Annotated in this window: 18 protein-coding genes; 12 read left to right on the forward strand and 6 right to left on the reverse strand. The window is 73.6% G+C overall.

Annotation, left to right across the window (positions count from 1 at the left end; genetic code table 11):
• The first annotated feature begins 116 nt into the window (after positions 1–116).
• The 3 genes from HD601_RS09315 to HD601_RS09325 all read left to right on the forward strand — a co-directional run bounded on the left by HD601_RS09315 (position 117) and on the right by HD601_RS09325 (position 3,450).
• Positions 117–629 carry a hypothetical protein gene (locus HD601_RS09315; RefSeq protein WP_184821259.1) on the forward strand — a complete coding sequence of 171 codons (513 nt, stop codon included), beginning with the start codon at positions 117–119 and terminating at the stop codon, positions 627–629.
• A gap of 255 nt (positions 630–884) precedes the next feature.
• Positions 885–3,035 (forward strand): MMPL family transporter, encoded by a 2,151-nt coding sequence (locus HD601_RS09320; RefSeq protein WP_184821261.1) that lies wholly within the window; start codon positions 885–887, stop codon positions 3,033–3,035.
• Between the two features lie 112 nt (positions 3,036–3,147).
• The gene (locus HD601_RS09325; protein WP_184821263.1) at positions 3,148–3,450 is read left to right on the forward strand and encodes a hypothetical protein; all 303 of its coding nucleotides are present in this window, start codon (positions 3,148–3,150) and stop codon (positions 3,448–3,450) included.
• A gap of 104 nt (positions 3,451–3,554) precedes the next feature.
• Here HD601_RS09325 and HD601_RS09330 read toward each other — a convergent pair whose 3' ends face one another.
• The gene (locus tag HD601_RS09330) at positions 3,555–5,183 is read right to left on the reverse strand and encodes a protein O-GlcNAcase (protein WP_184821265.1); all 1,629 of its coding nucleotides are present in this window, start codon (positions 5,181–5,183) and stop codon (positions 3,555–3,557) included.
• A gap of 24 nt (positions 5,184–5,207) precedes the next feature.
• Here HD601_RS09330 and HD601_RS09335 point away from each other — a divergent pair, with 24 nt between their 5' ends.
• The 6 genes from HD601_RS09335 (at position 5,208) to HD601_RS09360 (ending at position 14,439) form a co-directional block, all read left to right on the forward strand.
• Positions 5,208–7,031 (forward strand): MBL fold metallo-hydrolase, encoded by a 1,824-nt coding sequence (locus tag HD601_RS09335; protein ID WP_184821267.1) that lies wholly within the window; start codon positions 5,208–5,210, stop codon positions 7,029–7,031.
• A 16-nt stretch (positions 7,032–7,047) separates the two neighbouring features.
• On the forward strand, positions 7,048–8,130 hold the full coding sequence (locus HD601_RS09340; protein ID WP_221440738.1) for a substrate-binding domain-containing protein: 1,083 nt from the start codon (positions 7,048–7,050) through the stop codon (positions 8,128–8,130).
• 272 nt (positions 8,131–8,402) lie between these two features.
• Entirely contained in the window at positions 8,403–9,407 is a 1,005-nt protein-coding gene (locus HD601_RS09345; RefSeq protein ID WP_184821270.1) for an ROK family protein, read from the forward strand.
• Positions 9,400–9,999 (forward strand): D-sedoheptulose-7-phosphate isomerase, encoded by a 600-nt coding sequence (locus tag HD601_RS09350; RefSeq protein ID WP_184821272.1) that lies wholly within the window; start codon positions 9,400–9,402, stop codon positions 9,997–9,999. Before HD601_RS09345 ends, HD601_RS09350 begins: the two co-directional genes overlap by 8 nt.
• Entirely contained in the window at positions 9,996–12,524 is a 2,529-nt protein-coding gene (locus HD601_RS09355) for an alpha-mannosidase (RefSeq protein ID WP_184821274.1), read from the forward strand. The genes HD601_RS09350 and HD601_RS09355 overlap by 4 nt, the downstream gene beginning before the upstream one ends.
• Entirely contained in the window at positions 12,517–14,439 is a 1,923-nt protein-coding gene (locus HD601_RS09360) for a YyaL domain-containing protein (protein ID WP_184821276.1), read from the forward strand. Before HD601_RS09355 ends, HD601_RS09360 begins: the two co-directional genes overlap by 8 nt.
• Here the strand turns inward: HD601_RS09360 and soxR are convergent, their stop codons facing one another.
• A complete protein-coding gene (gene soxR, locus HD601_RS09365) occupies positions 14,440–14,916 on the reverse strand; it encodes a redox-sensitive transcriptional activator SoxR (protein WP_184821278.1) in 477 nt (158 codons plus the stop codon). It abuts the gene before it with no gap.
• 52 nt (positions 14,917–14,968) lie between these two features.
• On the opposite strand from soxR, the gene HD601_RS09370 reads away from it, so the two are divergent.
• Complete coding sequence (locus HD601_RS09370) at positions 14,969–15,949, forward strand: zinc-binding dehydrogenase (RefSeq protein ID WP_184821280.1); 981 nt, start codon at positions 14,969–14,971, stop codon at positions 15,947–15,949.
• 3 nt (positions 15,950–15,952) lie between these two features.
• Here the strand turns inward: HD601_RS09370 and HD601_RS09375 are convergent, their stop codons facing one another.
• Positions 15,953–17,212 (reverse strand): PP2C family protein-serine/threonine phosphatase, encoded by a 1,260-nt coding sequence (locus HD601_RS09375; RefSeq protein ID WP_184821282.1) that lies wholly within the window; start codon positions 17,210–17,212, stop codon positions 15,953–15,955.
• A gap of 292 nt (positions 17,213–17,504) precedes the next feature.
• Between HD601_RS09375 and HD601_RS09380 the strand changes: the two genes are divergently transcribed.
• Positions 17,505–18,116, forward strand: coding sequence for a hypothetical protein (locus HD601_RS09380; RefSeq protein WP_184821284.1), 612 nt, complete (start codon positions 17,505–17,507; stop codon positions 18,114–18,116).
• Positions 18,117–18,257: 141 nt separating this feature from the next.
• On the opposite strand, the gene HD601_RS09385 is transcribed toward HD601_RS09380, so the two are convergent.
• Both HD601_RS09385 and HD601_RS09390 read right to left on the reverse strand, forming a co-directional pair.
• Complete coding sequence (locus tag HD601_RS09385) at positions 18,258–19,346, reverse strand: hypothetical protein (protein WP_184821286.1); 1,089 nt, start codon at positions 19,344–19,346, stop codon at positions 18,258–18,260.
• Positions 19,343–19,969, reverse strand: a complete 627-nt coding sequence (locus tag HD601_RS09390; RefSeq protein ID WP_184821287.1) for a sigma-70 family RNA polymerase sigma factor — start codon at positions 19,967–19,969, stop codon at positions 19,343–19,345. Before HD601_RS09390 ends, HD601_RS09385 begins: the two co-directional genes overlap by 4 nt.
• A gap of 171 nt (positions 19,970–20,140) precedes the next feature.
• Here HD601_RS09390 and HD601_RS09395 point away from each other — a divergent pair, with 171 nt between their 5' ends.
• The gene (locus HD601_RS09395) at positions 20,141–23,065 is read left to right on the forward strand and encodes a BTAD domain-containing putative transcriptional regulator (RefSeq protein WP_184821288.1); all 2,925 of its coding nucleotides are present in this window, start codon (positions 20,141–20,143) and stop codon (positions 23,063–23,065) included.
• Here the strand turns inward: HD601_RS09395 and HD601_RS09400 are convergent.
• The gene (locus tag HD601_RS09400; protein ID WP_184821289.1) at positions 23,001–23,972 is read right to left on the reverse strand and encodes an AraC family transcriptional regulator; all 972 of its coding nucleotides are present in this window, start codon (positions 23,970–23,972) and stop codon (positions 23,001–23,003) included. The two genes, HD601_RS09395 and HD601_RS09400, sit on opposite strands and share 65 nt — an antisense overlap.
• Between the last annotated feature and the right edge of the window lie 39 nt (positions 23,973–24,011).

The following is a 24,011-nucleotide window of genomic DNA, read 5'->3' on the forward strand; positions in this document are numbered from 1 at the left end:
GGTCCATCGGCCGAAAGGCGTCCTGGATGAGACCCCGAACGTCCGAGGGTGGCTGTCAGCGGTGGCGGGCAGACTGACCTGAGCATTGGTTGGGCACCCAGGAAGGAGGTCACCGCGTGGCGTTGCACGCCTTCGTCGATGAATCAAAGAGGCGTGACTACGTCGTGGCCGCTGCGGTCGTCGCGGCTGGCGAGGTCTCGACCGCCCGGCGGGCGATGCGGGCGCTTCTGCTTCCCAAGCAGCCGCGGATTCACTTCAGGGACGAGAAGGACTCTCGGAAGGACCAGATCGTCACCATCGCCCTCGACCTCAGCGTCGAGGTACGGATCTATGTGTGCCGAACCAGGCACAGCGCACGCGAGAACTGCCTCCGCGCCATGGTGCCCGACCTCGTCGACATGGGTGTGGACAGGCTCGTGCTCGAGCGGGACTCGTCGACGGAGAAGCTGGATCGTCGGGTGTTGTTCGAGGCGACTCGCAAGGCCGGCACGGTGATGACATATCAGCACGACATGCCACATCAGGAGCCGCTGCTCTGGGCACCGGACGCGATCGCCTGGTGCTGGGCCGCCGGCGGGGCGTGGCGGCAGAAGGTGGCAGAACGAGTCGCCGTGATCGAGGCCGGATAGCGCGAGACCCCGCCTACCAGTCATTCCGGCTGGCCGCGGGGTCCACTTCCTCGGGCTACTGCCCTCGGCTCCCGCAAGTCTACGCAACATCACGCAGGTTTGCCCAGCCGTCCTGCACGGGGTCCGCGCTGGTGGGCCAGGTTTCCCAGGATTCGGGTCACCGGCCGCTCGGCCCCTGGTGGTGGGCGCGGCGGCGCTGAAATCCTCCGATCCGACGGATTCAGGACGGGCACCCGGGACCGAATGAGGTCGTCCATGTTCACTCGCATCGGGCTGCTCGCCGCGCGGCACGCGCGCGCCGTCCTCGTCGTCACCGTGGTCCTGCTGGCCGGGGCGGCGGGGTTCGGCTTCACCGCGTTCGGGAAGCTCCAGACCGAGGGCTTCACCGACCCCGGCGCGGAGTCGACCACGGCCGACGATCTGGTGGACGAGCGGTTCGGGGGCAGCGCCGACCTGGTGTTCCTGGTCGACGCGGGCGAGGCGGGGGTCGACGATCCCGCCGTCGCCGCGGCCGGGGAGGAGCTGACCGAGCGGCTGACCGACGACCCGGCGCTGGACGAGGTGACGTCCTACTTCGGCACCGGCGCGCCGCCGCTGCGCTCCGACGACGGCCGGTACGCGCTGATCGTCGCCCACCTGGGCAGCGACGAAAGCGGCGACGACGGCGCCGTCGCCGACCTGCGGAACACGTACGCCACCGACGAGGGTCCGATCGAGGTGACGCTCGGCGGCGGCGCGGCCGTCGGGCTGGACATCCGCGACCAGGTGAAGGCCGACCTCGCCTTGGCCGAGGCGATCGCCGTCCCGCTGATCCTCATCCTGCTGCTGTTCGCGTTCGGCAGCCTGGTCGCGGCGTCCCTGCCGCTGGCCCTCGGCGCGATGGCGGTGTTCGGCACGTTCGCCGCGCTCTCCGTGATCGGGTCGCTGACCGACGTGTCGGTGTTCTCGATCAACCTCACCACCGCGCTCGGCCTCGGCCTCGCCGTCGACTACGCGCTGCTCATGGTCAGCCGGTTCCGCGAGGAGCTCGCCGCCGGCCGCGACGTCACCGGCGCCGTCGTGCGCACGGTCGAGACGGCCGGGCGGACCATCGCCTTCAGCGCGGCGACGGTCGCGGCGGCACTGGCCGTCCTGCTGGTCTTCCCGCTCTACTTCCTGCGCTCGTTCGCCTACGCCGGCATCGCCGTCGTCGTGATCGCGATGGTCAGCGCGCTGCTGGTGCTGCCGGCGCTACTGGCGGTCATGGGGCCGCGGGTCGACAAGGGCCGGCTGCCGTGGGCGCGGAGCCGGTCCACGAGCACGGAGTCGACGTTCTGGCGGCGGGTCGCCGTCGCGGTCACCCGCCGCCCGGTGCTGACGGCGCTCCCCGTCGTCGCGCTGCTCCTGCTGGCCGCCGCGCCGCTGCTGAAGGTCGAGTTCGGCACCCCGGACGATCGGGTCCTCACCACGGCCAGCGACAGCCGCGTGGTCGGCGACGCGATGCGCGAGTCCTTCCCGGCCGACGACACCCGGGCGATCCAGGTGGTGACGACCCCGGAACTCTCCGCCGACGCCGTCGACGCCTACACCGGCGAGCTGTCCGGGCTGCCGGGCGTGACGAAGGTGACCGCTACGGAGGGATCGGACGCCACGCTGCTGCTCGTCCGCACCGACGCCGACCCGCGCTCGGCCGAGGCGCAGGACCTCGTCGGCGCGATCCGCGACGTCGAGCCGCCGGACGGCGTGACGGCGATGGTCGGCGGCGAGGCGGCTCGGCTGGTCGACAGCAAGGAGGCGATCGGCAGCCGGCTCTGGTTCGCGGCCGGCGCCATCGCGGTCATCATGATCGTTCTGCTCTTCCTGTTCACCGGCGGGATCCTGCAGCCGCTGCGGGCGCTGCTGTTCAACCTGTTCGCGCTGTCGGCGACGCTCGGCCTGATGGTGCTGGTCTTCCAGGAGGGCTGGTTCTCCTCGCCGCTCGGCTTCACCCCGCTGCCGCTCGACATCAGCATGCTCGTGCTGCTCTTCTGCATCGCGTTCGGGCTGTCCATGGACTACGAGGTGTTCGTGGTCAGCCGGGTCAAGGAGCGCCACGACGCCGGCGCGGCCCCGGTGCCCGCCGTGGTCGACGGCCTGTCGCACACCGGCCGCATCGTCACCACGGCGGCGATCCTGCTGGCGGTCAACTTCTTCGCGTTCGGCACCAGCGGCGTGAGCTTCATCCAGATGTTCGGCATCGGCAGCGGCATCGCCATCCTCATCGACGCGACGCTGGTCCGCGGCGTGCTGGTGCCGGCCGGGCTCGCGCTGCTCGGATCGGCGGCGTGGTGGGCGCCCCGTCCGCTGCGTCGCGTGTACGACCGGCTCGGCCTGCGCGAGGCACCGGCGGAACCGGCCCCGGTCAGGAGTCCCGAGAACGCACGCTGAAGCCTGGTGCCCACCTCACGCCCGTTCGCCCTATCGCCCGACGGGGAATGTCAGCGCCCCAAGGCACACTGGAAGGTGGTGAAGATCGACAATCCGGGAAGGGGGTGCGCGCTTGGCGCTGCACGCATACGCCGACGAATCGAAGAAGGGCGACTACATCGTCGCCGCCACGGTGATCGCGGGCGGCGAGGTCACGGCCGCCCGTCAGGCCCTGCGCGAACTCCTGGTGGGAAAGCAGCAGCGAATTCACTTCAAGGCCGAAACACGGCCGACGCGGAAGGCGCAGATCCTCGAGACCGTCCTCGAGGTCACCGAGGACTGCCGGCTCTACATCTGCCGGTCTCGGCATAGCGCACGCGAGAACTGTCTGCACGCGATGGTGCCCGACCGATTGACGGTCATAGAAGCCGGATAGCGTGAAGCCCCGCCTACCAGTCATTCCGCCTGGCCGCGAGGCTCCCATACCTTCGGGCTACTGCCTTCGGCACCTACAAGCCTACGCAACGTATAGACACTTGACTAGTCGTTCCATCGCCGGGGCCAACGGAGCACGGCCCGGACGAACGGCGGGACGACGGTCCTGAGCACGTTCTGTTCCTCGTGCGATTCGGCGACGGCGAGGGCGTCGGCCGCCGCCGCGCGTTCCACCTCACCGGCCGACGGCGCCAGCGCGACCAGGGCGGCGAGCCCGGCACGGCCGGTGTCGGCCAGCGCGACCAGCCACGGCATGACCTCGCGCTCGATCCGGTCGGCCGGCTCGCGCTCGCCGTCGGGGGCCGCCGCCACCATGGCCGCGAACCGGTCCCGCAGCGCCTCGGCCGCCGCGAGCGACCCACCCAGCGCGGCGTCGCACAGCGCCGAGAGCGCCGGGTCCTGCGGCGCCGACGGCGGCCAGGACGCGCACGCGCGGGCCAGCGTCCGGACCGCTTCCGTCGCCCCGACGGCGTCCAGCGCCCGATGGTGTGCGGCGAGCGCGTCGTACCCACCCGGGTTCCACGCCCAGTCCGCCACCGTGGCCACGGCGATGCGCGATGCGGCCTCGTGCGGCATCGGGTTCGCGGTGATCCCGGCGAAGCGGGCACCGTCGAGTGAAGCCGGCCGCCCGACCAGCGGGCCGAGGAACAGCCGCGGGAAGTCGAAGTCGTTGACCGGGAAGTTGTCCCAGAGCAGCAGCTCGTGCCCGTACGACGCCGCGGCCGCGTCGATCTCCGCGCGGGTGATGTCGCCGACCACGATGTCGCGGCCGGTCCACCAGACCAGCACCTCGGGCGGCAGTTCGGCGGCCAGCAGATCGCGGTGCGGCGTCGGCTCGGTGCCCGCGTAGTCGGTCGGCACCATGATCAGTGGCCGGCCCAGCCGCTCGATGACGGAGCGGCAGACCGCGGCGTGCGCTCGCGCCGCCGACCCGGGCGCGTCGCCGAACGCCGCCACGTCCGCCTCGTGCGAGAGGTCCGGCGGGATGTCGTCGAACAGCAGCGCGACGTCGTCCACGCCGACGCTCCGGACCTGCTCGAGCTTCGCCACCAGCAGCTCCAGCTCGGCCGGGTCGCTGTAGACCATCGAGAGGCCGGGCGAGACGGCGAACACGAACCGCACGTGCGACCGCCGCGCCGCCGCGGCCAGCTCGCCGATGCGGTCCAGCTCGGCCGGCGGATACGGCTCGCGCCACTGCTTGCGGTGGTACGGGTCGTCCTTGGGTGCGTAGACGTAGGTGTTGAGCTTGTGCCGTCCGGCGAACTCCAGGTGCGACAGCCGGTCCGCGTGCGACCACGGCGGGCCGTAGAAGCCCTCGATGGTGCCGCGCCAGCGCAGCTCGGGGTGGTCCTCGACGGTGACGGGCGGCAGCACGCCGTCGCCGTCGGCCTGTACCAGGGACCGCAGCGTCTGGGCGCCGTAGAACGCACCGGCCGGGTCCGACGCGGTGATCGTCGCGGTCGTGCCCTCGACGGTCAGCCGGTAACCCTCGGAGGGACCGCCCGGCGAGATCTCGACGACGACGGTGACCGGCTCACCCCGGTCCGTGGTCGGGAGCGACGTCAGGACGGCGGCGGCGTTCGCGCAGGTGCCGGGCGCGTCGACCACGACGGAACCGATGCTGACGCCGTCGTTCCCCCTGGTCTGGAGGTTCCTGGGCTGGGGAGTCAGCATTGTGGGAACGATACCATCAGGGCTATGTCGTGGAACGAGGTCGCGCCAGGGGTGTTCCGGGTCCGGGACACCTGCAACGTCTACGTCGTCCGTTCGCCGAACGGGCGCGACGGCGTCGCCGTCGACTTCGGGTCCGGCGCGGTCCTCGACCACCTCGCCGACATGGGCATCGAGCGGCTGACCGACGTGCTCATGACGCACCACCACCGCGACCAGGGCCAGGGGCTGCCGCGCGCCGTGGCGGCCGGCATCGCCGTCCACGTGCCGCCGGTGGAGCAGGACCTGTTCGCCCACGTCGACGACATGTGGGCGGGTCGGCCGATCGTCAACGACTACAACCTGCGGCAGGACAAGTTCTCGATCCTGGAACCGGTCGCCGTGGCGAGCACCGTCCCGGAGTACCGCACAGCCACGTACGGGGGCGTGGAGGTCCGGGTGCTGCCGACGCCCGGGCACACGACCGGCTCGGTCACCTACGTCGTCGGCGGCATCGCGTTCACCGGCGACCTCATCCACGCGCCGGGCAAGGTGTGGTCGCTGGCCGCCACGCAGTGGTCCTACACCGAGAACGAGGGCCCGGCCATGACGGTGCTCAGCTGCTACCAGCTGCTCGAGCAGCCGCTGGACCTGCTGCTGCCGTCGCACGGCGAGCCGATGCCCGACCCCCGGGCTGCTCTGGAGCTGCTGGCCGAGCGGATGCAGCGCTACGTCGACGCCCGCCGGCCGCAGCCGTGGGACCTCCGCACCCGCCTCGACGAGCCGTTCCGGGAGCTGACCCCGCACCTGCTGCTCAACCGCACCGCCAACTCGTGCTCGTACGTGCTGCTGTCCGAGACGGGGAACGCTCTGGTCATCGACTACGGCTACGACATGACGACGGGGCTGCCGTCGGGTACCGACCGTGCGTCGCGGCGGCCGTGGCTCGCGTCGCTGCCGGCGCTGCGCCGTCAGTACGGCGTCACGAAGATCGAGGTCGCGCTGCCCACGCACTACCACGACGACCACGTGGCCGGGATGCCGCTGCTGCGCGACGTGGAGGGGACCGAGATCTGGGCGCCGGCGCACGTGACGCCGATCCTCGAGCGGCCGGAGCGCTACGACCTGCCGTGCCTCTGGTACGACCCGATTCCGGTCGACCGGTCGCTGCCCCTCGGCGAGTGGTTCCGGTGGCACGAGTACGAGATCACGGTGCACGACCTGCCCGGTCACACGCTGTACCACGCGGGCTTCGAGTTCATGGTCGACGGCGTGCGGGTGCTGGCGACCGGGGACCAGCAGGAGGGGCTCGGCGTGCCCGGCGGCGGGCGTCGCGAGCTGCTGAACTACCAGTACCGCAACCTGTTCCGCATCGGCGACTACCAGCGCAGCGCGGCGCTGTACCGGCGGGTCGCGCCTGGGCTCATGGTGACCGGTCACTGGGAGCCACGTTGGGTCGACGACGCCTACCTCGACCTGCTGACCGAGCTGGGCGACGAGCTGGTCGAGCTGCACGAGGAGCTGCTGCCGCTCGACGCCGTCGACTTCGGCGCCGGCGGGGTCGCCGCGGCGATCACGCCGTACCGCAGTGCGGTGAGGGCCGGACGGACGCAGCGTTTCGACGTGATGGTACGCAACCCACTCCGCGAGAAGGCGGAGGTCAGCGTGCGGATGGTGATCCCTATAGGCTGGGCGGCGGCACCGGCCGAGCAGGTGCTCACGCTGGCGGCGGGCGAAGTGGCCACCGCCACGTTCGACGTCACGGCCGGCGGCCCGCCGCGTCGCCGCACACCGATCGCGGCCGACGTGACGGCCGGCGAGCTGCGCCTCGGTCAGCACGTCGAGGCGTTCGTCGACGTCGTGGAGCCGTGACGAGGGGGTGGCGCAAGTGGGGCGACAGGCCAACGGTGACGGCGCTGGTTCGGCTGCCGTCGTGGGCGCCGGGGCTGCGGCCGCGCCGGAGCTGATGCGGCGCGCGACCATCAAGGACGTCGCCGTGGCCGCCGGGGTCTCGCGGTCGACGGCGTCGCGCGCGCTCACGGGCCGGGGCTACGTCGCCACCGACGTGCGCGAACGCGTCCTCGCCGCCGCCGAGAACCTGCGCTACGTCCCCGACGCCACCGCCCGCTACCTCAAGCAGCAGGTCAGCCTCTCGCTCGGCGTGCTGGTGTCGGACCTGCGCAACTCGTTCTACGCGCGGCTCGCCGCCGGCGTGGGCCAGGCCGCCCGCACCCAGGGCTACAGCCTCGTGCTCGCCGAGGACGGCGGCTCCGCCGAGGCCCAGGTCGAGGCCGCCGAGACGTTCGTCGCCACGCGGGTCGCCGGGGTCGTCGTCACGCCGGTCTCGGCCGACGTCACCACCTACCTCTCCCGGCACCGCATCCCCGTGGTCGAGATCGACCGGCAGTTCGCGGCCGGTGACTGCGACGCCGTCGTCGTCGACAACCAGGGTGCCTCGCAGCAGGTCATCGAGCACCTGGTCGGGCTCGGGCACCGGCGCATCGCGCTGTTCATCGACGAGACCACGTGGACCACCGGGCGCGACCGGCACGCCGGCTACCAGACGGCGCTGGCGGCGGCCGGCATCGCGCTCGACCCCGACCTCGTCGTCTCCTCCGGCTGGGACGTCGACGCCGCCCGGGCCGCGGCTCGGGCGCTGCTCGGTCCGGACGAGCGGCCGACCGCCGTGTTCGCGGCCAACAACGTCCTCGCTGAGGGCGTCTGGCGGGCCGCGAACGACCTCGGCCTGAGCATCCCCGACGACGTCAGCCTGGTCTCTTTCGACGACGCGCCCTGGATGAGCCTGGTCACCCCCGGCCTCACCGCCGTCGCGCAGGACGAGGCCGCGCTCGGCGAGACCGCCGTACGCCGGCTGCTGGACCGCATCGCCGAGCCGGACGCCGCACCGGTCACCGTCGAGGTGTCGACGACCTTCGTCGAGCGCGCCTCCACCCGCCGCCTCCCCGCCTGACCTCACCCCCCGCCCCGGCGACGGCTCGGGCCCGGCGACGGCTCGGGCCCGGGCCTCTGCCTGCGGCGCACGCCCCGCTGCAAGAAACGTCCGCCCGGCTTGAACCTCTCGGGCGACCACAGCGGAACCGCAGGTGACGCCGTAAGGACAAATCTTGGTCAAAGGCTTGTGGGAACGATCCCTCTTGACCTGAGTGGGGATCAGTTGTCATGATGCGATGGGCCACCTGGGATCGATCCCACGTGACGCGCAGGGACGGAGAAGCGGACCGCATGACCGACGAGCAGGATTCCCACGCACCGGGGCGGGCGGTGCTGTCGCTGGACATCGGCGGCACCAAGCTGGCGGTCGGCGTCGTCACGGCCGACGGCGAGGTGCACGGGCTGGTCGTCGAGCCGACCCGCCGCTGGGAGGGGCCCGACGTCGTGATCCCGCGGCTGTTCGAGCTGGGCCATCGGGCCATCGCCGCCGCCGGGCTGGACCGGCCGGTCGACGCCGTCGGCATCTCGTGCGGCGGGCCGCTCGACAGCGGCACCGGCGTCCTCATCTCGCCGCCGCACCTGCCGGGCTGGCTGGACGTGCCGCTCGGGTCGATGACGAGCGACGAGTTCGGGGTGCCGGCCTACCTCGAGAACGACGCCACCGCCGCGGCCCTGGGCGAGCACCGCTTCGGCGCGGCCCGCGGTGTGAGCACGATGATCTACCTCACCATCTCGACGGGCGTCGGCGGGGGCGCCGTCATCGACGGGCAGCTGCACCGGGGCGCGGCCGGCAACGGCGGCGAGCTCGGCCACCTCATGGTCCGCCCCGGCGGGCGGCCCTGCACGTGCGGCCGGCGCGGCTGCCTCGAGGCGTACGTCTCCGGCACGAACATCGCCGAGCGGGCGGTCGAGGGGCTGCGCGCGGGGCGGGTGTCGCCGGACGGCTCGCCGTCGAGCCTCGCCGCGATCGAGCAGCCGACGGCGGCCGACGTCGCCGCGGCGGCACTCGCGGGTGACGGGTACGCGCGGGCGATCTGGACCGAGACGACCGACGTGCTGGGCCAGGCGCTGACGGACCTCGTGAACGTGTTCGAGCCCGAGCTCGTGGTGCTCGGCGGCGGGGTCACGCGCTCCGGCGCCATGCTGCTCGAGCCGGTCGCCGAAGCCGTGGCGCGCGACGCGATGCCGCCGGCGGCCAAGGCGGCCCGCGTGGTGCTGGCCGGGCTCGGCGACGTGGTCTGCGTGGTCGGTGCCGGCGTGGTCGCGCTGGACGCGCAGGAGGGCGAGCATGCCTGACCAGGTCGACCAGCAGCTGAGCGACCACGTCGCCGTCGCCGAGGCGATGCGCCAGCTGGCGCCCGTCGTCCGCGAGGTGGGTAGCCTGATCTGCGCGGCGTTCGCGTCCGGTGGCGTCCTCTACACCTTCGGCAACGGGGGCAGCGCCGCCGACGCCCAGCACCTCGCCGGCGAGCTGATCGGGCACTACCGGCACGACCGCCGGCCGCTGCCCGCCGTCACGCTCACCACCGACCCCACCGTCATGACCTGCATCGCCAACGACTACTCCTACGACGACGTGTTCGCCCGCCAGGTCGAGGCGCTGGCCCGGCCGGGCGACGTCGTCGCGGCGTTCACGACCAGCGGGCGCTCGCCCAACGTCGTCGCCGCGCTCGAGGCCGCCCGCAAGAACGGCGCCACGACGGTGCTGTTCGGTGGCGGCGACGGCGGGCCGGCCCGGGCGTACGCCGACCACGCGCTGCTGGCGCCGTCGACGCAGACCCCGCGGATCCAGGAGATGCACACCCTCGCGCTGCACCTGATCAGCGAGATCGCCGACGACTGGGCGGCCGCGACCGCCAAGACAGCACCGGAGGATCGGACCGCATGAGCGACGACGCCCACCGGCCGCCGGCCGCGCGCAAGCGCACGCTGCACATGGTCGGCAACGCCCACCTCGACCCGGTCTGGCTCTGGCCGTGGCAGGAGGGCTACCAGGAGGCCCGTGCGACCTTCTGGTCTGCCGTCCACCGCCTGGACGAGTACCCGGACTTCGTGTTCACCTGCGACCAGGTCGTGCTGCTGTCCTGGGTCGAGGAGCAGGACCCGGACCTGTTCGAGCAGATCCGCAAGCGCGTCGCCGAGGGCCGCTGGGTCATGACCGGCGGCTGGTGGGTCGAGCCCGACTGCAACACGCCCGGCGGCGAGTCGTTCGTCCGGCAGGGCCTCTACGGCCAGCGCTACCTGCACGAACGGTTCGGCGTGGTGGCGAGCGTCGGCATGAACGCCGACCCGTTCGGCCACCACGCCATGCTGCCGGCGATCCTGCGCGGCCAGCGGATGGACTCCTACACGTTCCTGCGTCCCGGCCCGCACGAGAGCGACCTCGACGGCACCGCGTTCTGGTGGGAGGCGCCCGACGGCAGCCGCGTGCTCGCGTACCGGATCCCGTTCGAGTACTGCAGCCCGCCCGGCGACGTCGCCCACCAGACGGAGAAGTCGCTCGGCCAGCTGGACCGGTCGCTCGGCGACGTCATGATCTTCTACGGCGTCGGCAACCACGGCGGCGGCCCGACCAAGGCGAACATCGAGTCCATCCACCGCCACGACCAGCGCGGTTCGTACGGAAGGATGATCATGTCCTCGCCGCGGCGCTACTTCGACGAGCTGATCACCCGGCTCGGCCCGGCCGACGCGCTGCCCGTCTGGCGCGACGACCTGCAGCACCACGCGTCCGGCTGCTACTCGGCGCACTCCGGCATCAAGCAGTGGGTACGGCGGACGCAGGCGGCGCTGCTGTCGGCGGAGCGCTGGGCCGCGGTCGGCTCGGTGACGCACGGCGCCGCGTACCCGCGCGACGAGCTCGGGCACGCCTGGAAGCAGCTGCTGTTCAACCAGTTCCACGACATCCTGCCCGGTTCGGCCATCGAGCCCGCCTACGACGACGCGCGCGACCAGCTCGGCGAGGCGGTGGCGATCGCCAAGCGGATCATCACCCGCGTCCACAACCAGATCGCCCGCGACGTCGCCGTCCCGTTCGAGGACGGCACCCAGCCGGTGCTGGTGTTCAACCCGCACCCGTGGCCGGTCGTGACCGACGTCGAGCTTCAGTACGGCGTGCAGCCCACCGGCGTGCACGTGGTCGACGCGGGCGGTGCGCTGACGCCGTCGCAGCCGACCCAGTCGGTCGCGACGACGAACGACAAGGGCCGTGGCGCCGTGGTGTTCCGGGCCGAGCTGCCGCCGCTGGGCTACCGGCTCTACCGGCTGCGGCCCGGGCGGGTGCCGGTCCCGGCCGGCGCGCTGACGGCGTCGGAGACGGTCCTCGAGAACGACGTGCTGCGGGTCGAGCTGGACCCGTCGACCGGCTGGCTGTCGAGTCTGCTGGACAAGCGCACCGGCGTCGACCTGGTGGCCGGCGCGACCGGCGAGCACACACAGGTCAGCGAGGACCCGACCGACACCTGGGGCCACGGCGTGGTGACGTACGCGTGGCCGGGCGAGGCGATGCGGACCACGCGCGTGGTGCTGCGCGAGAGCGGCCCGGAGCGGGCCCGGCTGCGGGTCGAGCGCGCGTGGGGCCGCTCGACCATGACCGAGGAGTTCATCCTGCGGCAGGGCGCCGACGAGCTCGAGGTCCGGGTGACCATCGACTGGCGCGAGCAGGCGCACCTGCTCAAGCTGCGCTTCCCGGTCGCGCTCGACGACCCGGCGGCGACCTACGAGATCCCGTTCGGCACGCTGGAACGACCGGTCGACGGCGCCGAGGAGCCCGGACAGTCGTGGGTGGATCTCTCGTCCTCTGACGCGGGGGCCGGCCTGGCCGTCGTGAACAACGCCAAGCACGGGTACGACGTGTCCCCGGCGGCCGACGGGGTGTCGCCGTCCATCGGCATCACCGCCGTGCGCAGCCCGGTCTACTCGTGGCACGACCCGCGGCTGCTCGACCCCGACGGCTTCTACTCGTTCCAGGACCAGGGCGTGCAGCGGTTCAGCTACCTGCTGGTGCCGCACGCGGGCGACTGGCGGACGGCGGCGCTGTCGCGGCGGGCGGCGGTGCTGGGCTCGGCGCCGCGGGCGATGCTGGAGAGCTTCCACGACGGTGCCTTGCCGGGCGCGGGCTCGTTTGCGGCCGACGGCGGCGGCTCGGTCATGATCACCGCGGTCAAGGGCTGGGAGGACGGCGACGCGTCGGCTCCGGACCTGATCGTGCGGGCGGTGGAGACGACGGGGGTCGCGGCCGACGGGGTCCGGCTGGCGGTGCCGGTGCTGGACCGCGTGGTCGAGGCCGACTTCGGGCCGTACCAGCTGCGGACGTTCCGCGTCCCACGCGACCCGGCCGAGCCGATCGTCGAGGTCGACCTGCTCGAGTGGCCGGTCGACGGCGACCCGCCCGCGTCCGGCGCGGATGACTGACCTGCCGGCGCTGCCGGTCCTGCGGCTCGAGGCGCTCGACGCGTCGGGGGTGGTGACGGGGTCGGCTGCGGTCGGGCCGGGTGACGGGAAGGTCGTCGTCGGGCCGTTCGCCGTCGCGGTGTCGATCGGGACGGCGTCGCCGACGGGGCTCGCGGAGGTCGCGCTGTCCGTGCTGCCCACCGGGCCGGATCCGGTCACCGGGCACCTGCGGCTGGTCGCGTCCGTGGCCGGCGCCGCCGATCCCTGGTGGATGATCCCCGGCCTGTTCTACGGCGAGAACCGCCCGGCCGACTGCGACCGCCGGTTCCCGCGGTTCGAGGCCGGCGCCGACGACCCCGCCGGCATGGTCAGCGATCACTGGTCCTTCCGGGCCGACCGCGCCGCGACGCCCGCGGTGTTCGCGTGGGGCGCGGCGGGCGGTGTGGTGGTCGCCACGGACGAGGTGACGGCGGCCGGTCCGGCCGGGATCGGGTTCGCCCACCGCGCCGACGACGCCGACGTGCACGTCGTCGTGCCGTTCCGCGAGGACCCCGTCACGTACTACGGGTCCGGCACGCCGCTGCCGGCGCAGGCGGCGGCGCACGTCTGGCGACCCGGCGAGCGGGTCGAGCTGCGGATCTCCGCCGGGGCGCTGCCGCCCGACCGGCACGCCTACGCCCCGGTCCTGCGTGCCGTCCACGAGCGCAACCGGCCGCTTCACCCCGTCGAGCCCTGGGTGTCCGTGCCCGACGCGGCCACGATCGCCGCCGAAGGGCTGGTCCGCTGGCACTACGATCCCGACCCCGGCGTGCTGCTCGAGACCGTCGGCTTCGACCGCGAGGTCAGCGGCAACGACGGCCGTCCCGTCGACCGGCAGGCCATGCACGTCGGCTGGGTCAGCGGCATCCCGTGGGCGTACGCGCTGCTGGCGCATGGCCGGCGGACCGGTTCGGCCGCCGCCGTCGAGGCCGCGACACGGGTCATCGACTTCTGCTGCGCGACCCTGTCGCCGTCGGGCACCTTCTGGGGACGGTGGGAGCGGTCCCGCGGGTGGACGCAGAGCTGGACGCCCATCAAGGACGGCCTGCACGCCCGGACGCTCGGCGAGGCGACGCTGTTCCTGCTGCGCGCGCTGGACCTCGACGACCGCGCCGAGTGGATCACGGCGGCGCGGTCCAACCTCGACGTGATCCGCGACCGGCAGCGCGCCGACGGCAACCTGGGCTCCGTCCACCACGCCGAGGACGGCCGGGTGCTCTCGTGGGCGGGCGCGTCCGGGCTGACCTGGATCGCCGCGTTCTGCTCTGCCGCGGGCCTCGACGCCGACGGGTCCTACCTGGCGGCGGCCGAACGCGCCGGCGAGTACTACGCGCGCTTCGTCGAGCGCGAGTTCATCCACGGTGCCCCGGAGGACGTCGACCTCGCGCCGACGTCGGAGGACGGCTACGCGGCCGTCATGGCGTACGTGGCGTTGTACCGGCGGACCGGTGCCGCGCGCTGGCTCGAGCTGGCGACGCGGGCCGCGGACTGGATGCTGACGTTCCGCTACACCTACAACGTGCGCTTCGCGCCGCGGACGCCGCTGGGGATCTACGGCTTCGCCACCCGCGGCGGCGACCAGGCGTCGCCGTCGAACCAGCACCTGCACGCCTACGGCCTGGTCTGCACGGAGGAGCTGGCCGAGCTGTCCGCGGCGACCGGCGACCCGCACTACCGCGAGCGGGCCGAGGAGGCGGTGGCCTGCTTCCGCCAGCTGGTCCCGGCCGCCGACGGCGAGGTCAACGCCTACCGCGGGATGATCACCGAGCGGTACTACCAGACGGAGTGCTTCCAGCCGAAGGGCATGCTGCTGACGCTGTCGCACGCGTGGAGCGCCGGGGTGCTGCTGCTGGCCTGCGAGCAGCTCCTGGGCGGCGTGGCCCCGGCCGGGACGTGATCAGCCGCAGCTGCCGCCGTCGTCGACCTCGATGAGCCGCCGCGGGCCCGGACCGTGTTCCCCCAGCTCGTCGTGGGAGTTGGCCAGCCCGCAGTTGCGCATCGACAGGCAGCCGCAGCCGATGCAGTCGGTGAAGTCGTCGCGCAGCTGCTGCAGCCGCCGGATCCGCTCGTCCAGCTCGGCCCGCCACTGCCGGGACAGCTTCTCCCAGTCCTTCTGGTTGGGCGTGCGGCCGTCGGGGAGGCTCGCCAGCGCGCGGTTGATGTCGGCCAGCGGGATGCCGACGCGCTGCGCGATGCGGATCAGCGCGACCCGGCGCAGCGTCGGCCGCAGGTACCGGCGCTGGTTGCCGGCCGTGCGCCGCGAGCTGATCAGCCCCTGCCGCTCGTAGAAGTGCAGCGCCGACACCGCGACGCCGCTGCGCTGCGACAGCTCGCCGACGCTCAGCTCGGACTTGTTCCACGCGACGGTGTCCATGCGGCGTCCTCTGCTTGACCTCAATGAAGGTTCAGGTTCTAGCGTAACGGTCATGCATGCGATCCGGTTGCACGAGTTCGGCCCGGCCACGAACCTGCGCTACGAGGAGGTGCCCGATCCGGTTCCGGCGGCGGGCCAGGTGCGCATCGCTGTCGAGGCCAGCGGCGTGCACCTGGTCGACACCGCGCTGCGGGCAGGCTCGTCCGGCGGGGGTCCGCTGGCGGCGCCGTCGCTGCCGGCCATTCCGGGGCGCGAGGTCGCCGGCACGGTGGACCTGGTCGGCGACGGCGTCAGCGCGGCCTGGGTGGGGCGGCGGGTGGTGGCGCACCTGGGCGCGGCGAGCGCCGGGTACGCGCGGCTCGCGGTGGCGCCCGTGGCGTCGCTGCACGAGGTGCCGGACGGGCTGGGGTCCGACGCGGCGGTGGCGATGATCGGGACGGGACGGACCGCGGTCGGCGTGCTGGACGTCGCCGGGTTGCGGGCCGATGACGTCGTGCTGGTGACGGCCGCGGCGGGCGGGTTGGGGAGCCTCTTCGTCCAGGCGGGCCACAATGCCGGCGCCGTCGTCGGCGGGGTGGCGGGCGGGGCCGAGAAGGTGGCTCTCGTGCGGGCGTCGGGCGCGTCGGTCGCGGTCTCCTACGAGGCGCCGGGGTGGCCGGAGGCGGTTCGTCGTGCGCTCGGTGATCGTGCGGTCACGGTGGTGCTCGACGGCGTCGGCGGGACCATCGGGCGGGCGGCCATGGACCTGATGGGCGTGGGCGGCAGGCTGGTGATGTTCGGCTGGTCGTCCGGCGTCATGGTGCCGTTCGAGCCGGTCGATCTGGTCGATCGCGGGCTGACCGCCACCTGGGCCGTCGGGCGGCGCCTGACCGCTCGGCCGGGGGCGCTGCGCGACCTCGAGACGCGGGCGCTGGCCGCGGCCGCCGCCGGTGAGCTGGTGCCGCGGGTGCAGCGGTTCCCGCTCGAGAACGCCGCCGACGCGCACGCCGCGCTCGAGAGCCGCCGGACGACCGGCAAGGTGGTCCTGGTCTGACCGCTACTCGGTGCAGTCCAGGCCGGGGAAGTCGGCGTCGTCGCCGGCGTCGTTGCCGGCTGTGGCCGTGCCGGCCCCGCGCTCCTGGGCCCGGCAGGCGCGCAGCCGGAGGGTGTGGACCAGCTGCTCGGCCTCGTCGAGGTCGTCGGCGGCGATGGTCGCGCCCACCTCGTTGCGGTAGACGTCGGGAAGGGCCTCCAGCGGCAGGTCGCCGGGGACGTCGTACAGCTCGGACAGGTGGACCGGCCCCAGCTCGTGCCGGACGCCCTGGTAGATCGCGACCTGACCGCCGCTCGCGCCGATGTAGTACTGGTCGCGGACCCAGTCGTTGGCGTACGTGAGCCCGGCCCAGCCGACCGCCACCACGGCGGCCACGGCGATGACCGGGCGCAGCCAGCGCCGTCGCCGCCGGCGCCGGGCTCGCGGTGCGTAGCGCATCGCCTCGGGGTCGTGCTCGTACTCGGCCGGCTCGCCGTCCTCGTGGTCCTCGGCGGCCGACCCGACGATGATCGACTCGCGGGCGTCGACGACGGTGTCGGCGGCGTCGACCTCGGCGAGCTCGCCGATGACGACCGTGACGTTGTCCGGCGCGCCGGCGTCGAGCGTCATCGCGACGAGCTGGTCGGCGGCGTCCTCGACGGTGCGTGCGCGGGCCAGCGTGTCCTCGATCTCGCGGTCGGTCACCACGTCGGTGAGGCCGTCGCTGCAGATGAGCACGCGGTCGCCGGGCTGGACGTCGATGATCGAGTAGTCAGGATGGATGGGCGACTGGCCCTGCAGCACCTTCGTGACGACGGAGCGGGCCGGATGCTCGCGGGCGTCGTCGGGCGTGATGCGGCCGTCGTCGACCAGCGACTGGACGAAGGTGTGGTCGCGGGTGATCTGCGTCAGCGCGCCGTCGCGCAGCAGGTAGGCCCGGGAGTCGCCGATGTGGCCGAGCGCCAGCTGCAGGCCGTTCCAGAGCAGCGAGGTGCTGGTGGTGCCCATGCCGGCGCGCGTCGGGTCGGCCCGGGCGAGCTGGTCGATGCGGCTGTTGGCGGCGCTGACCGCCGCGGACAGGGCGTCGATGGGGTCGCCGTCGGGCAGGTGGTCGGCGTTGAGGAGCTCCTCGATGGTGGCTCGGCTGGCGACCTCGCCGGCTGCGTGCCCGCCCATGCCGTCGGCGACGGCCAGGAGGTAGGGCCCGGCGTAGCCGGAGTCCTCGTTGCCCTCCCGGACCAGGCCGACGTCAGAGCGCGCGACGTAGCGCAGCGTCAGCGGCATCGATTCCCTACTCCCGCACCCATCGAGGCGTGACGGGACTCGCGCCCGCCACGTCGCCTCCCCCCAGAGACATGTCGATCACAGCGGATCGTAACCGTCATCGGTTCGTGACGACGGGGACGCCACGCGGATCGGGGTTGTCCACAGGCTCGACGGATATGACGGCTCATCCACATTTCGGGGTTCGGCGGATGCGGGCGGGTGGGTGATCGGCGAACGATGAAGGGGTCCGGCCGGGTAGCCGGACCGAGGCCCCCGGGTCTCGTCATCGTCGGGTGAGAGGACTCCATCCATGCAGTTCATCAGGGGTGCCGCGGTGTGCGGTCTCACGGTCGCCGCGCTGGTCGCGGGCGGGTCGGCGGGTGCGGCGGCGATTGCAGGGGTTGCGCCGGCGGCGGGGGTTGCGCCGATGGCGGGGGTTGCGGCCGCGGTGCCCGCGAAGGACGGGTCCGCGGACTGTGGCCCCGTGCGGCCGCCGCGACATCTCCGCTGGCTCGACGGCTTCGCCCTCAGGTGGGTGCCGCCGGGCATCGGGCCGCTCGTCACCGACTTCGCCTACGAGTGGGACGACGTCGGCTTCCGCTCGCGGGTCTGGGAGTCCGGGCCCTACCCCGACGAGTCCTACCGGGTCGACCTCCAGGTCACGGTCATGCGCAGCCCGTCCTTCACCGACGCGGCGGCACTGCGCGGGTTCCTGGCCGAGTACCTCGAGCGCGATCCCGCCGCCTGGGCCACCGAGCCGTTCGACCATCCCGACGGCCCAGGGTTCACCGGTGCCGGCGAGCTGTTCTGGCTGGCCGCCCCCGGCGTCGCGGTGCGGGTGTTCGGCGGCGGCGAGCAGGTCGACCAGCGCGACCTCGCCCGCACGGCCTGTGCGGTGAGGCAGGTGATGCCCATGAGCTGAGACCGGTCGCTGCCGAGCGGCGGACGATTCCTCGACGTCTGCTGCTTGCGGCGGCCCCGGCGAGGCGGCCGCAGTCGCCACCGCCCCGGCACTCGGACGCGAGTGTCAGGGCGGCGCCGGGGGACCTACGGCGATGGGCGGTCAGGAGCAGCCGAGCACCTCGCGGTAGGCGATGCCGACGGCGTCGCTGTCGCCACCGGTCACCTCAGCGGTGATGCTGCGGCCCTCGGCGTCGAGCCCGCCGTTGGCCACCGCATCGGCGTACTCCCAGAGGACGTCGGGGTAGTCGCCGCCGGCCTGCAGCTCTTGGAGCACCGGCCAGTCCCGCGACGTGGCCATGGCGGCGACGGCCTGGTCCGCCGCGGCGGTGTCGCCGGTCTCGGTGGCCTCCGCCCACTGCGCGATCCAGGCACAGGCCACGGCGCCGGCGACCCGCGCACCCACGTGGTACCGGTCGCGGACGCCGTCCTCGGCCAGTGTGCTCGAGTCGAAGCCCGCCGGCAGCGGCAGGCCGTCGAGCATCTCGGTCACGACGGACTCCCCTTGGTCCGGTTGCACGACGTTCTCGGGCATGGCCGACAGCCAGGTGTCGACGTCGGTCTCGGTGAGCCCACGCAGAACGTCCTCGTACGAGTCCTGGTCGTCGAAGGTGCGGCCCACGGCCTGCATCGTGTAGCCGTTCTGCTGCCAGACCGTCGTGAAGACCGAGCTGTCGGCGTACTGCATGAGAGCCGCCTCGTGACCGGCGACGACGATGGAGTCCTCGTGACCCATGTTGTAGTGGCGGTCGGCGATCACGTCGTCGTAGGAGTCCCCGGGCAACCACGAGAGCTCCAGCTCGTCGGTGCCGTCCGAGAAGGTCGTCTCCCCGCGCTCCACGCCGAACTCGTCGGCGCGAGTGATCCGCCAGTCCGGATCGTCGACGATCAACCGGGGCGCCGACTCGGCGACCTCGAGCACCTCGGCCGCCCAGGCGGGCTGCTCGTCGCCGCCGGGCTGGACGACGAGCACACCGGCGGTCACCGCGGCCGCGGCACCGGCCAGTGCCACCAGCCGCCGGGCACCGCGGTGCCGTCGTGGCGGCTCTGTCCCCGGCAAGGACTCCAGAACGGATGTGGACATGATCTCCTCCATCAGGTCGGCTTCGGCCGCGCGAAGGGGCAACGCCTCGGCATCGGCGTCGCTGACCCGTGAGGTCCGCTCGACCAGCGCGTCCAGCTCATCCCTCATGTCCCCTCCTCCAGCCGGACGGACAGCCGTCCGTCACCGTTCACATGTCCGGTCAGCGCCTGGCGTTCGCCGGCCCAGCCGAGCGCCTCGAGCTCCGTCCGCAGCCGGTGGCGGGCACGGTGCAACCGGGTCCGCACGGTGGCCGGCGGCACCGACATCGCAGTCGCCAGCTCGGCCGGCCCGAGGCCCTCCCAGCTGGTCAGCCGGAGCAGCTCGCGGTCGTCGTCCGACAGGCGCAGCATCGCCTCCCGGACCGTCGCGGCCGCGTCGTCCTCGTCGTGGCGGATCACGTCCGGCCTGGTCAGCAGCTCGTCGCGGAGCCGTTCGCCCAGCCGGGTCCGGCGCCGTGTCCCACGGACCTGGTTCGCCACCACCCTCCGGGCGACGCCGTAGAGCCAGGGCCGGGCGTCGGAACCGGCAGGGACGTCGTCGATGCGGCGCCAGGCGACCAGGAAGGTCTCGGCGACCACGTCCGCCGCGTCCTCTGCGGCGTCGACGCGGCGCAGGGCGTAGCCCAGGATCGCGCGCGACTCCGCCGCGAACAGGGTCTCGAACCTCGTCTCGGACCGGGTCCGTCCAGACGCGGGGTCATGGTCGCGGTGGGGTCGACTCCAGGCCGGCACGCCGCTCCTTCCTGCCGTAGTCGGAGAGTTCCGTCACTGGTGATGTGTCCCGACCCGGCCCGGACGTTTCACCCGGGCCGACTCGGCGGCAGCACCGCCTCGCGGGCGGTCACCTCCGGGGATTGACGAGGGAGGATGACATCGTCACCCGACTACGGCAATGCTGGACGGGTGATCGCTCCGCCGAACGCCGGCGCCGGAGCCTCGGGCCACGACGGCAGCGAGGTGTCGATCGGCCTGCTCGGTCCGTTCGAGCTGCTGCGCTGCGGCGTCCCGGTGTTGGTCAGCAGTGACCGGCTGCGCGGGATCCTCGCAGTGCTGGCGGCGTCGGCGGGGCGGACGGTGTCGGCGGACGCCATCGGCGAGCACGTGTGGGGCGACTCGCCGCCGGTCAACCTGCGCCGGACGGTGCAGACGTGGGTCGCGCGGCTGCGCGCCACCCTGCCCGACGATGTGGTCGCGAGCCGGCCGGGCGGGTACGTGCTCCGCATCGGCCCGGGCCAGGTCGACGCGCTGCGGTTCGAGGCGCTGCTCGACGAGGCCGCGGCGACCGCCGACCCGCACACCGAGCGCAAGCTCCTCGGCCAGGCGCTGGAGCTCTGGCGCGGCACCCCCTACGACGGGGTCGAGGCCGGCGCGCTGGCGTCGGTCGAGGTCCCGCGGCTGACCGAGCGCTACCTGGGTGCCCTCGAGCGCGCCGTCGACCTCTCGCTCGCGGCCGGCGAGATCGACGAGGCGGCCGGCCGGATCCGCGCCGAGGTCGCGCGGCATCCGCTGCGCGAGTCGCTCTGGGCCCGGCACCTGCGGCTCCTGACCGCCGGCGGCCGTGATGCCGAGGCCCTGGCGACGTACGAGCAGGTGCGGCAGCGGTTGGCCGAGGAGCTCGGCGCCGACCCGGGCCCCGAGCTGCGGCGGCTGTACGCGGAGCTGCTGGACCCCGGCGGCTCGCCGGCGCCGGTGGGCCGCACTGCGGTGACGGGTAGCGCGGCGGTGACGGGTAGCGCGGCGACGGCCGGCTCGGCGGTGACGGACGGCTCGGCCGCTGCCGAGGTCGACGTCGGCACGGTGCCTCCGCGGCAGCTCCCAGCCGACGTCGACCTCGTCGGGCGCGCCGACCTGCTCGCCACGCTGGACGACGCCTTCCGCGTCGACGACCCGGCGGCCGCTCCCGGAACGGTGGTCGTCGCGATGACGGGGCAGGGCGGGGCCGGCAAGACCGCGCTGGCTGTGCACTGGGGGCACCGCCGGCAGGACTGGTTCCCCCACGGCCAGATCTTCCTCGACCTGCGCGGCTTCGCCGACCGCCGGCCCGTCGAGCCGCTCACTGCGCTCGGCGAGGTCCTGAGCAGCCTCGGCGTCCCGGCCGACCAGGTGCCGGCCGGACTGGACGCGCGCGCGGCGCTCTACCGCACCCTCCTCGCCGACCGCCGCATGCTCGTCGTGCTCGACAACGTGCGCGACTCCGAGCAGGTCCGGCCACTGCTCCCCGGCGCGGCCGGCCGGGTGCTGGTCACCAGCCGGAGCGCGTTGCGCGGACTGTCGGCGCGCGAGGGCGCCCGCCCGATCGCGGTCGACCAGCTGGCCGCCGGCGACGCCGTCGCCCTGTTCGGTGAGCGCCTGCGCCGGCACGGCCTCACCCTCGGCCCCGGCGACTCCACGCTCGCCGAGCTGGCCGAACTGTGCGAACGGCTGCCGCTCGCCCTCGTCATCGCCGCCGAGTACCTCGCCCGGCATCGCGACCTGGACCTGTCGGCGCTGGTCCGCGAGCTGCGTGACGACCAGACCCGGCTGGAGGCACTAGACGACCTCGGCGACGGACCGACGGCGAGCGTGCGGGCGGTGCTGTCGTGGTCGTACGCCGCGCTGGAGCCGGAGGCCGCCCGCATCTTCCGCCTGATGGCCTACCTGACGCCGCTGGAGTTCAGCGCCGAGCTCGCCGGCACCGTCGCCGCCCGCCCGGTCCCCGTGGCCCGCCGGCTGCTCGACCACCTCGCCGACCTGTCGCTGCTGTCCAGCGTCCGGGGCCGCTACCGCTTCCACGACCTCGTGCGGGTCTACGCCGCGATGCTCTCCGAGAGGACCGATGACGCCGAGGAGCGCAGCGCGAGGTCGGTCCGCGCCCTTGACTGGTACGTCCACAGCGTCCGCAACGCCGCCCGCCGCCTGCGCCCCCGGCGGCAGGAGCACCCGCTGCCGGCCCCGGCCCCCGACGTGCGGCCGATGACCTTCGACGATCCCGAGTCGGCTTGGCAGTGGTGCGCCACGGAGGTCCGGGCCCTGGCGTTCGCCACGCGGCGCGCCCACGACTTCGGGATGTACGAGCACGCCTGGCGGCTCTCCTGGGACTTCGGCCGCATCCTGCTCATCGGCACCGCGCACAGCGACCTGCGCGTCGACCTCGCCGAGCTCGGGGTCGCGGCCGCGTCGCACGTCGGCGCGGCGGCGCTGTACATCGCCCACAACAACCTCGGGAACGCATACCACCGCAGCGGCGACAGCGCCAACGCAGCCGCGAGCCTGCGGGCGGCCCTGGCCGGGTGCCGGGCCGCGGGCGACGTCGGCACCGAGTCGGCCGTGCTGGTGAACCTGGCGATCACGCAGAACCGGAGCGGCGACAAGGAGGGCGCGGCCGGCAGCTGTCGCGCCGCGCTCGAGGCGGCGGCACGGTGGGAGGCCGACCCGACGCCGGCCATGCTCGCACCCGCGGTCGCGGCCTGCCACTTCAACCTCGGCCACATCCTCACGGAGCTGGGCCGCCTCGACGAGGGGACCGCCGAGTCCCGCACCGCGCTGGAGCTGTCGCGCCGGGACGGGAACCGGATCATCGAGGGCCTGAGTCTGGGCACCCTGGCCGAGGCGTCGCTGCTCACCGGCGATCTCGGCCACGCCGAGACGTACGCCGCCGACGCGACGGCGGTGCTGCGCACGATGGGCGCGACCGACGGACTGGTCGACGTGCTGCTCACCCAGGTGCGCATCAAGGCGGCGCTGGGCCGCCCCGGTGACGCGCGGCCGGCCTACGACGAGGCGCTCAGGCTCCTCGGACCGACGTCGGATCGGCGGCGGGAGCTGCTCGCCGCGGCGCTGGCCGGCTGACCGCCCGGTGATGTGACGGCGTCAGCCCGCGCCGCCGCTTGAACGCGGCGCTGAGCGCGAACGCGCTGCCGTAGCCGACCCGCCGGGCGATCGCCTCGATGGTCGCGTCGGTCTCGCGCAGCAGGTCGGCGGCCATCGCCAGCCGCCAGCCGGCGAGGTAGGCCATGGGTGGCTCGCCCACCTGAGTGGTGAACTCGCGGGCCAGGAACGCCCGCGACACCCCGGCGGCCGTCGCCAGCGACGCCACCGTCCATGCCCGCGAAGGATCGTCGTGCAGCAGCCGCAGCGCCCGGCTCACCGGAGAGTCGTCGAGCCGCCGGTACCAGTGCGGCGCCCGCGCCTGCGGCCGGTCGAACCAGCCGCGCAGCGTCGACACCAGCATGAGGTCGAGCAGGCGGTCGAGCACCACCTGCTGCCCCGGCCGCTCGGCGGCGACCTCGTCGGCGACGACGTCCAGCAGGGGGCACGGGCACTCGGCGTCGGCGATGACGAGCACCCGCGGCAGCGCCTCGAGCAGGCGTTCGCTGATGCCGGCCGCGCCGTCGTAGTCCCCGGTCAGCACGACGGTGTCGCCGTCGGCCCCCGGGTCGCAGGTCCGCCCGGCCGCCCCGGCCCGGACGCTCCGTGCGCAGTAGTCGGCCAGCGTGACGGCGTCCTCGGGCTTCGACGCCGGGTCGACGGCGACGGTGTACGGCTCGGGCCCGCGGACGACGGCGACGTCACCCGCGCCGACCCGCACCGGGGCGCCGTCGGGCGGCAGGATCCACGCGGTCCCCCGCAGGACGGCGAGCAGCGTGAGCCCCGACCCGGTCGCGAACCGCACGGACCACCGCGGGTCGAGCACCGTCCGCCCGACCAGAGCGCCGCGCGCCCGGACGTCGTCGAGCAGGTCGGTGAGCGAGTCCATGCACTCACCGTAGACGATGCCGCATGAATCGGAGCGTTC

Source organism: Jiangella mangrovi (assembly GCF_014204975.1).
Taxonomy (GTDB): Bacteria; Actinomycetota; Actinomycetes; order Jiangellales; family Jiangellaceae; genus Jiangella; species Jiangella mangrovi.

Excerpts from the sequence above, each read along its gene's own strand:
- HD601_RS09320 (WP_184821261.1), top strand. The coding sequence starts at position 885 with ATGTTCACTCGCATCGGGCTGCTCGCCGCGCGGCACGCGCGCGCCGTC.
- HD601_RS09370 (WP_184821280.1), top strand. The coding sequence starts at position 14,969 with ATGCATGCGATCCGGTTGCACGAGTTCGGCCCGGCCACGAACCTGCGC.
- HD601_RS09330 (WP_184821265.1), bottom strand. The coding sequence starts at position 5,183 with ATGCTGACTCCCCAGCCCAGGAACCTCCAGACCAGGGGGAACGACGGC.
- HD601_RS09350 (WP_184821272.1), top strand. The coding sequence starts at position 9,400 with ATGCCTGACCAGGTCGACCAGCAGCTGAGCGACCACGTCGCCGTCGCC.
- HD601_RS09355 (WP_184821274.1), top strand. The coding sequence starts at position 9,996 with ATGAGCGACGACGCCCACCGGCCGCCGGCCGCGCGCAAGCGCACGCTG.
- HD601_RS09400 (WP_184821289.1), bottom strand. The coding sequence starts at position 23,972 with ATGGACTCGCTCACCGACCTGCTCGACGACGTCCGGGCGCGCGGCGCT.
- HD601_RS09375 (WP_184821282.1), bottom strand. The coding sequence starts at position 17,212 with ATGCCGCTGACGCTGCGCTACGTCGCGCGCTCTGACGTCGGCCTGGTC.
- HD601_RS09360 (WP_184821276.1), top strand. The coding sequence starts at position 12,517 with ATGACTGACCTGCCGGCGCTGCCGGTCCTGCGGCTCGAGGCGCTCGAC.
- HD601_RS09335 (WP_184821267.1), top strand. The coding sequence starts at position 5,208 with ATGTCGTGGAACGAGGTCGCGCCAGGGGTGTTCCGGGTCCGGGACACC.
- HD601_RS09345 (WP_184821270.1), top strand. The coding sequence starts at position 8,403 with ATGACCGACGAGCAGGATTCCCACGCACCGGGGCGGGCGGTGCTGTCG.
- HD601_RS09385 (WP_184821286.1), bottom strand. The coding sequence starts at position 19,346 with ATGAGGGATGAGCTGGACGCGCTGGTCGAGCGGACCTCACGGGTCAGC.
- soxR (WP_184821278.1), bottom strand. The coding sequence starts at position 14,916 with ATGGACACCGTCGCGTGGAACAAGTCCGAGCTGAGCGTCGGCGAGCTG.
- HD601_RS09380 (WP_184821284.1), top strand. The coding sequence starts at position 17,505 with ATGCAGTTCATCAGGGGTGCCGCGGTGTGCGGTCTCACGGTCGCCGCG.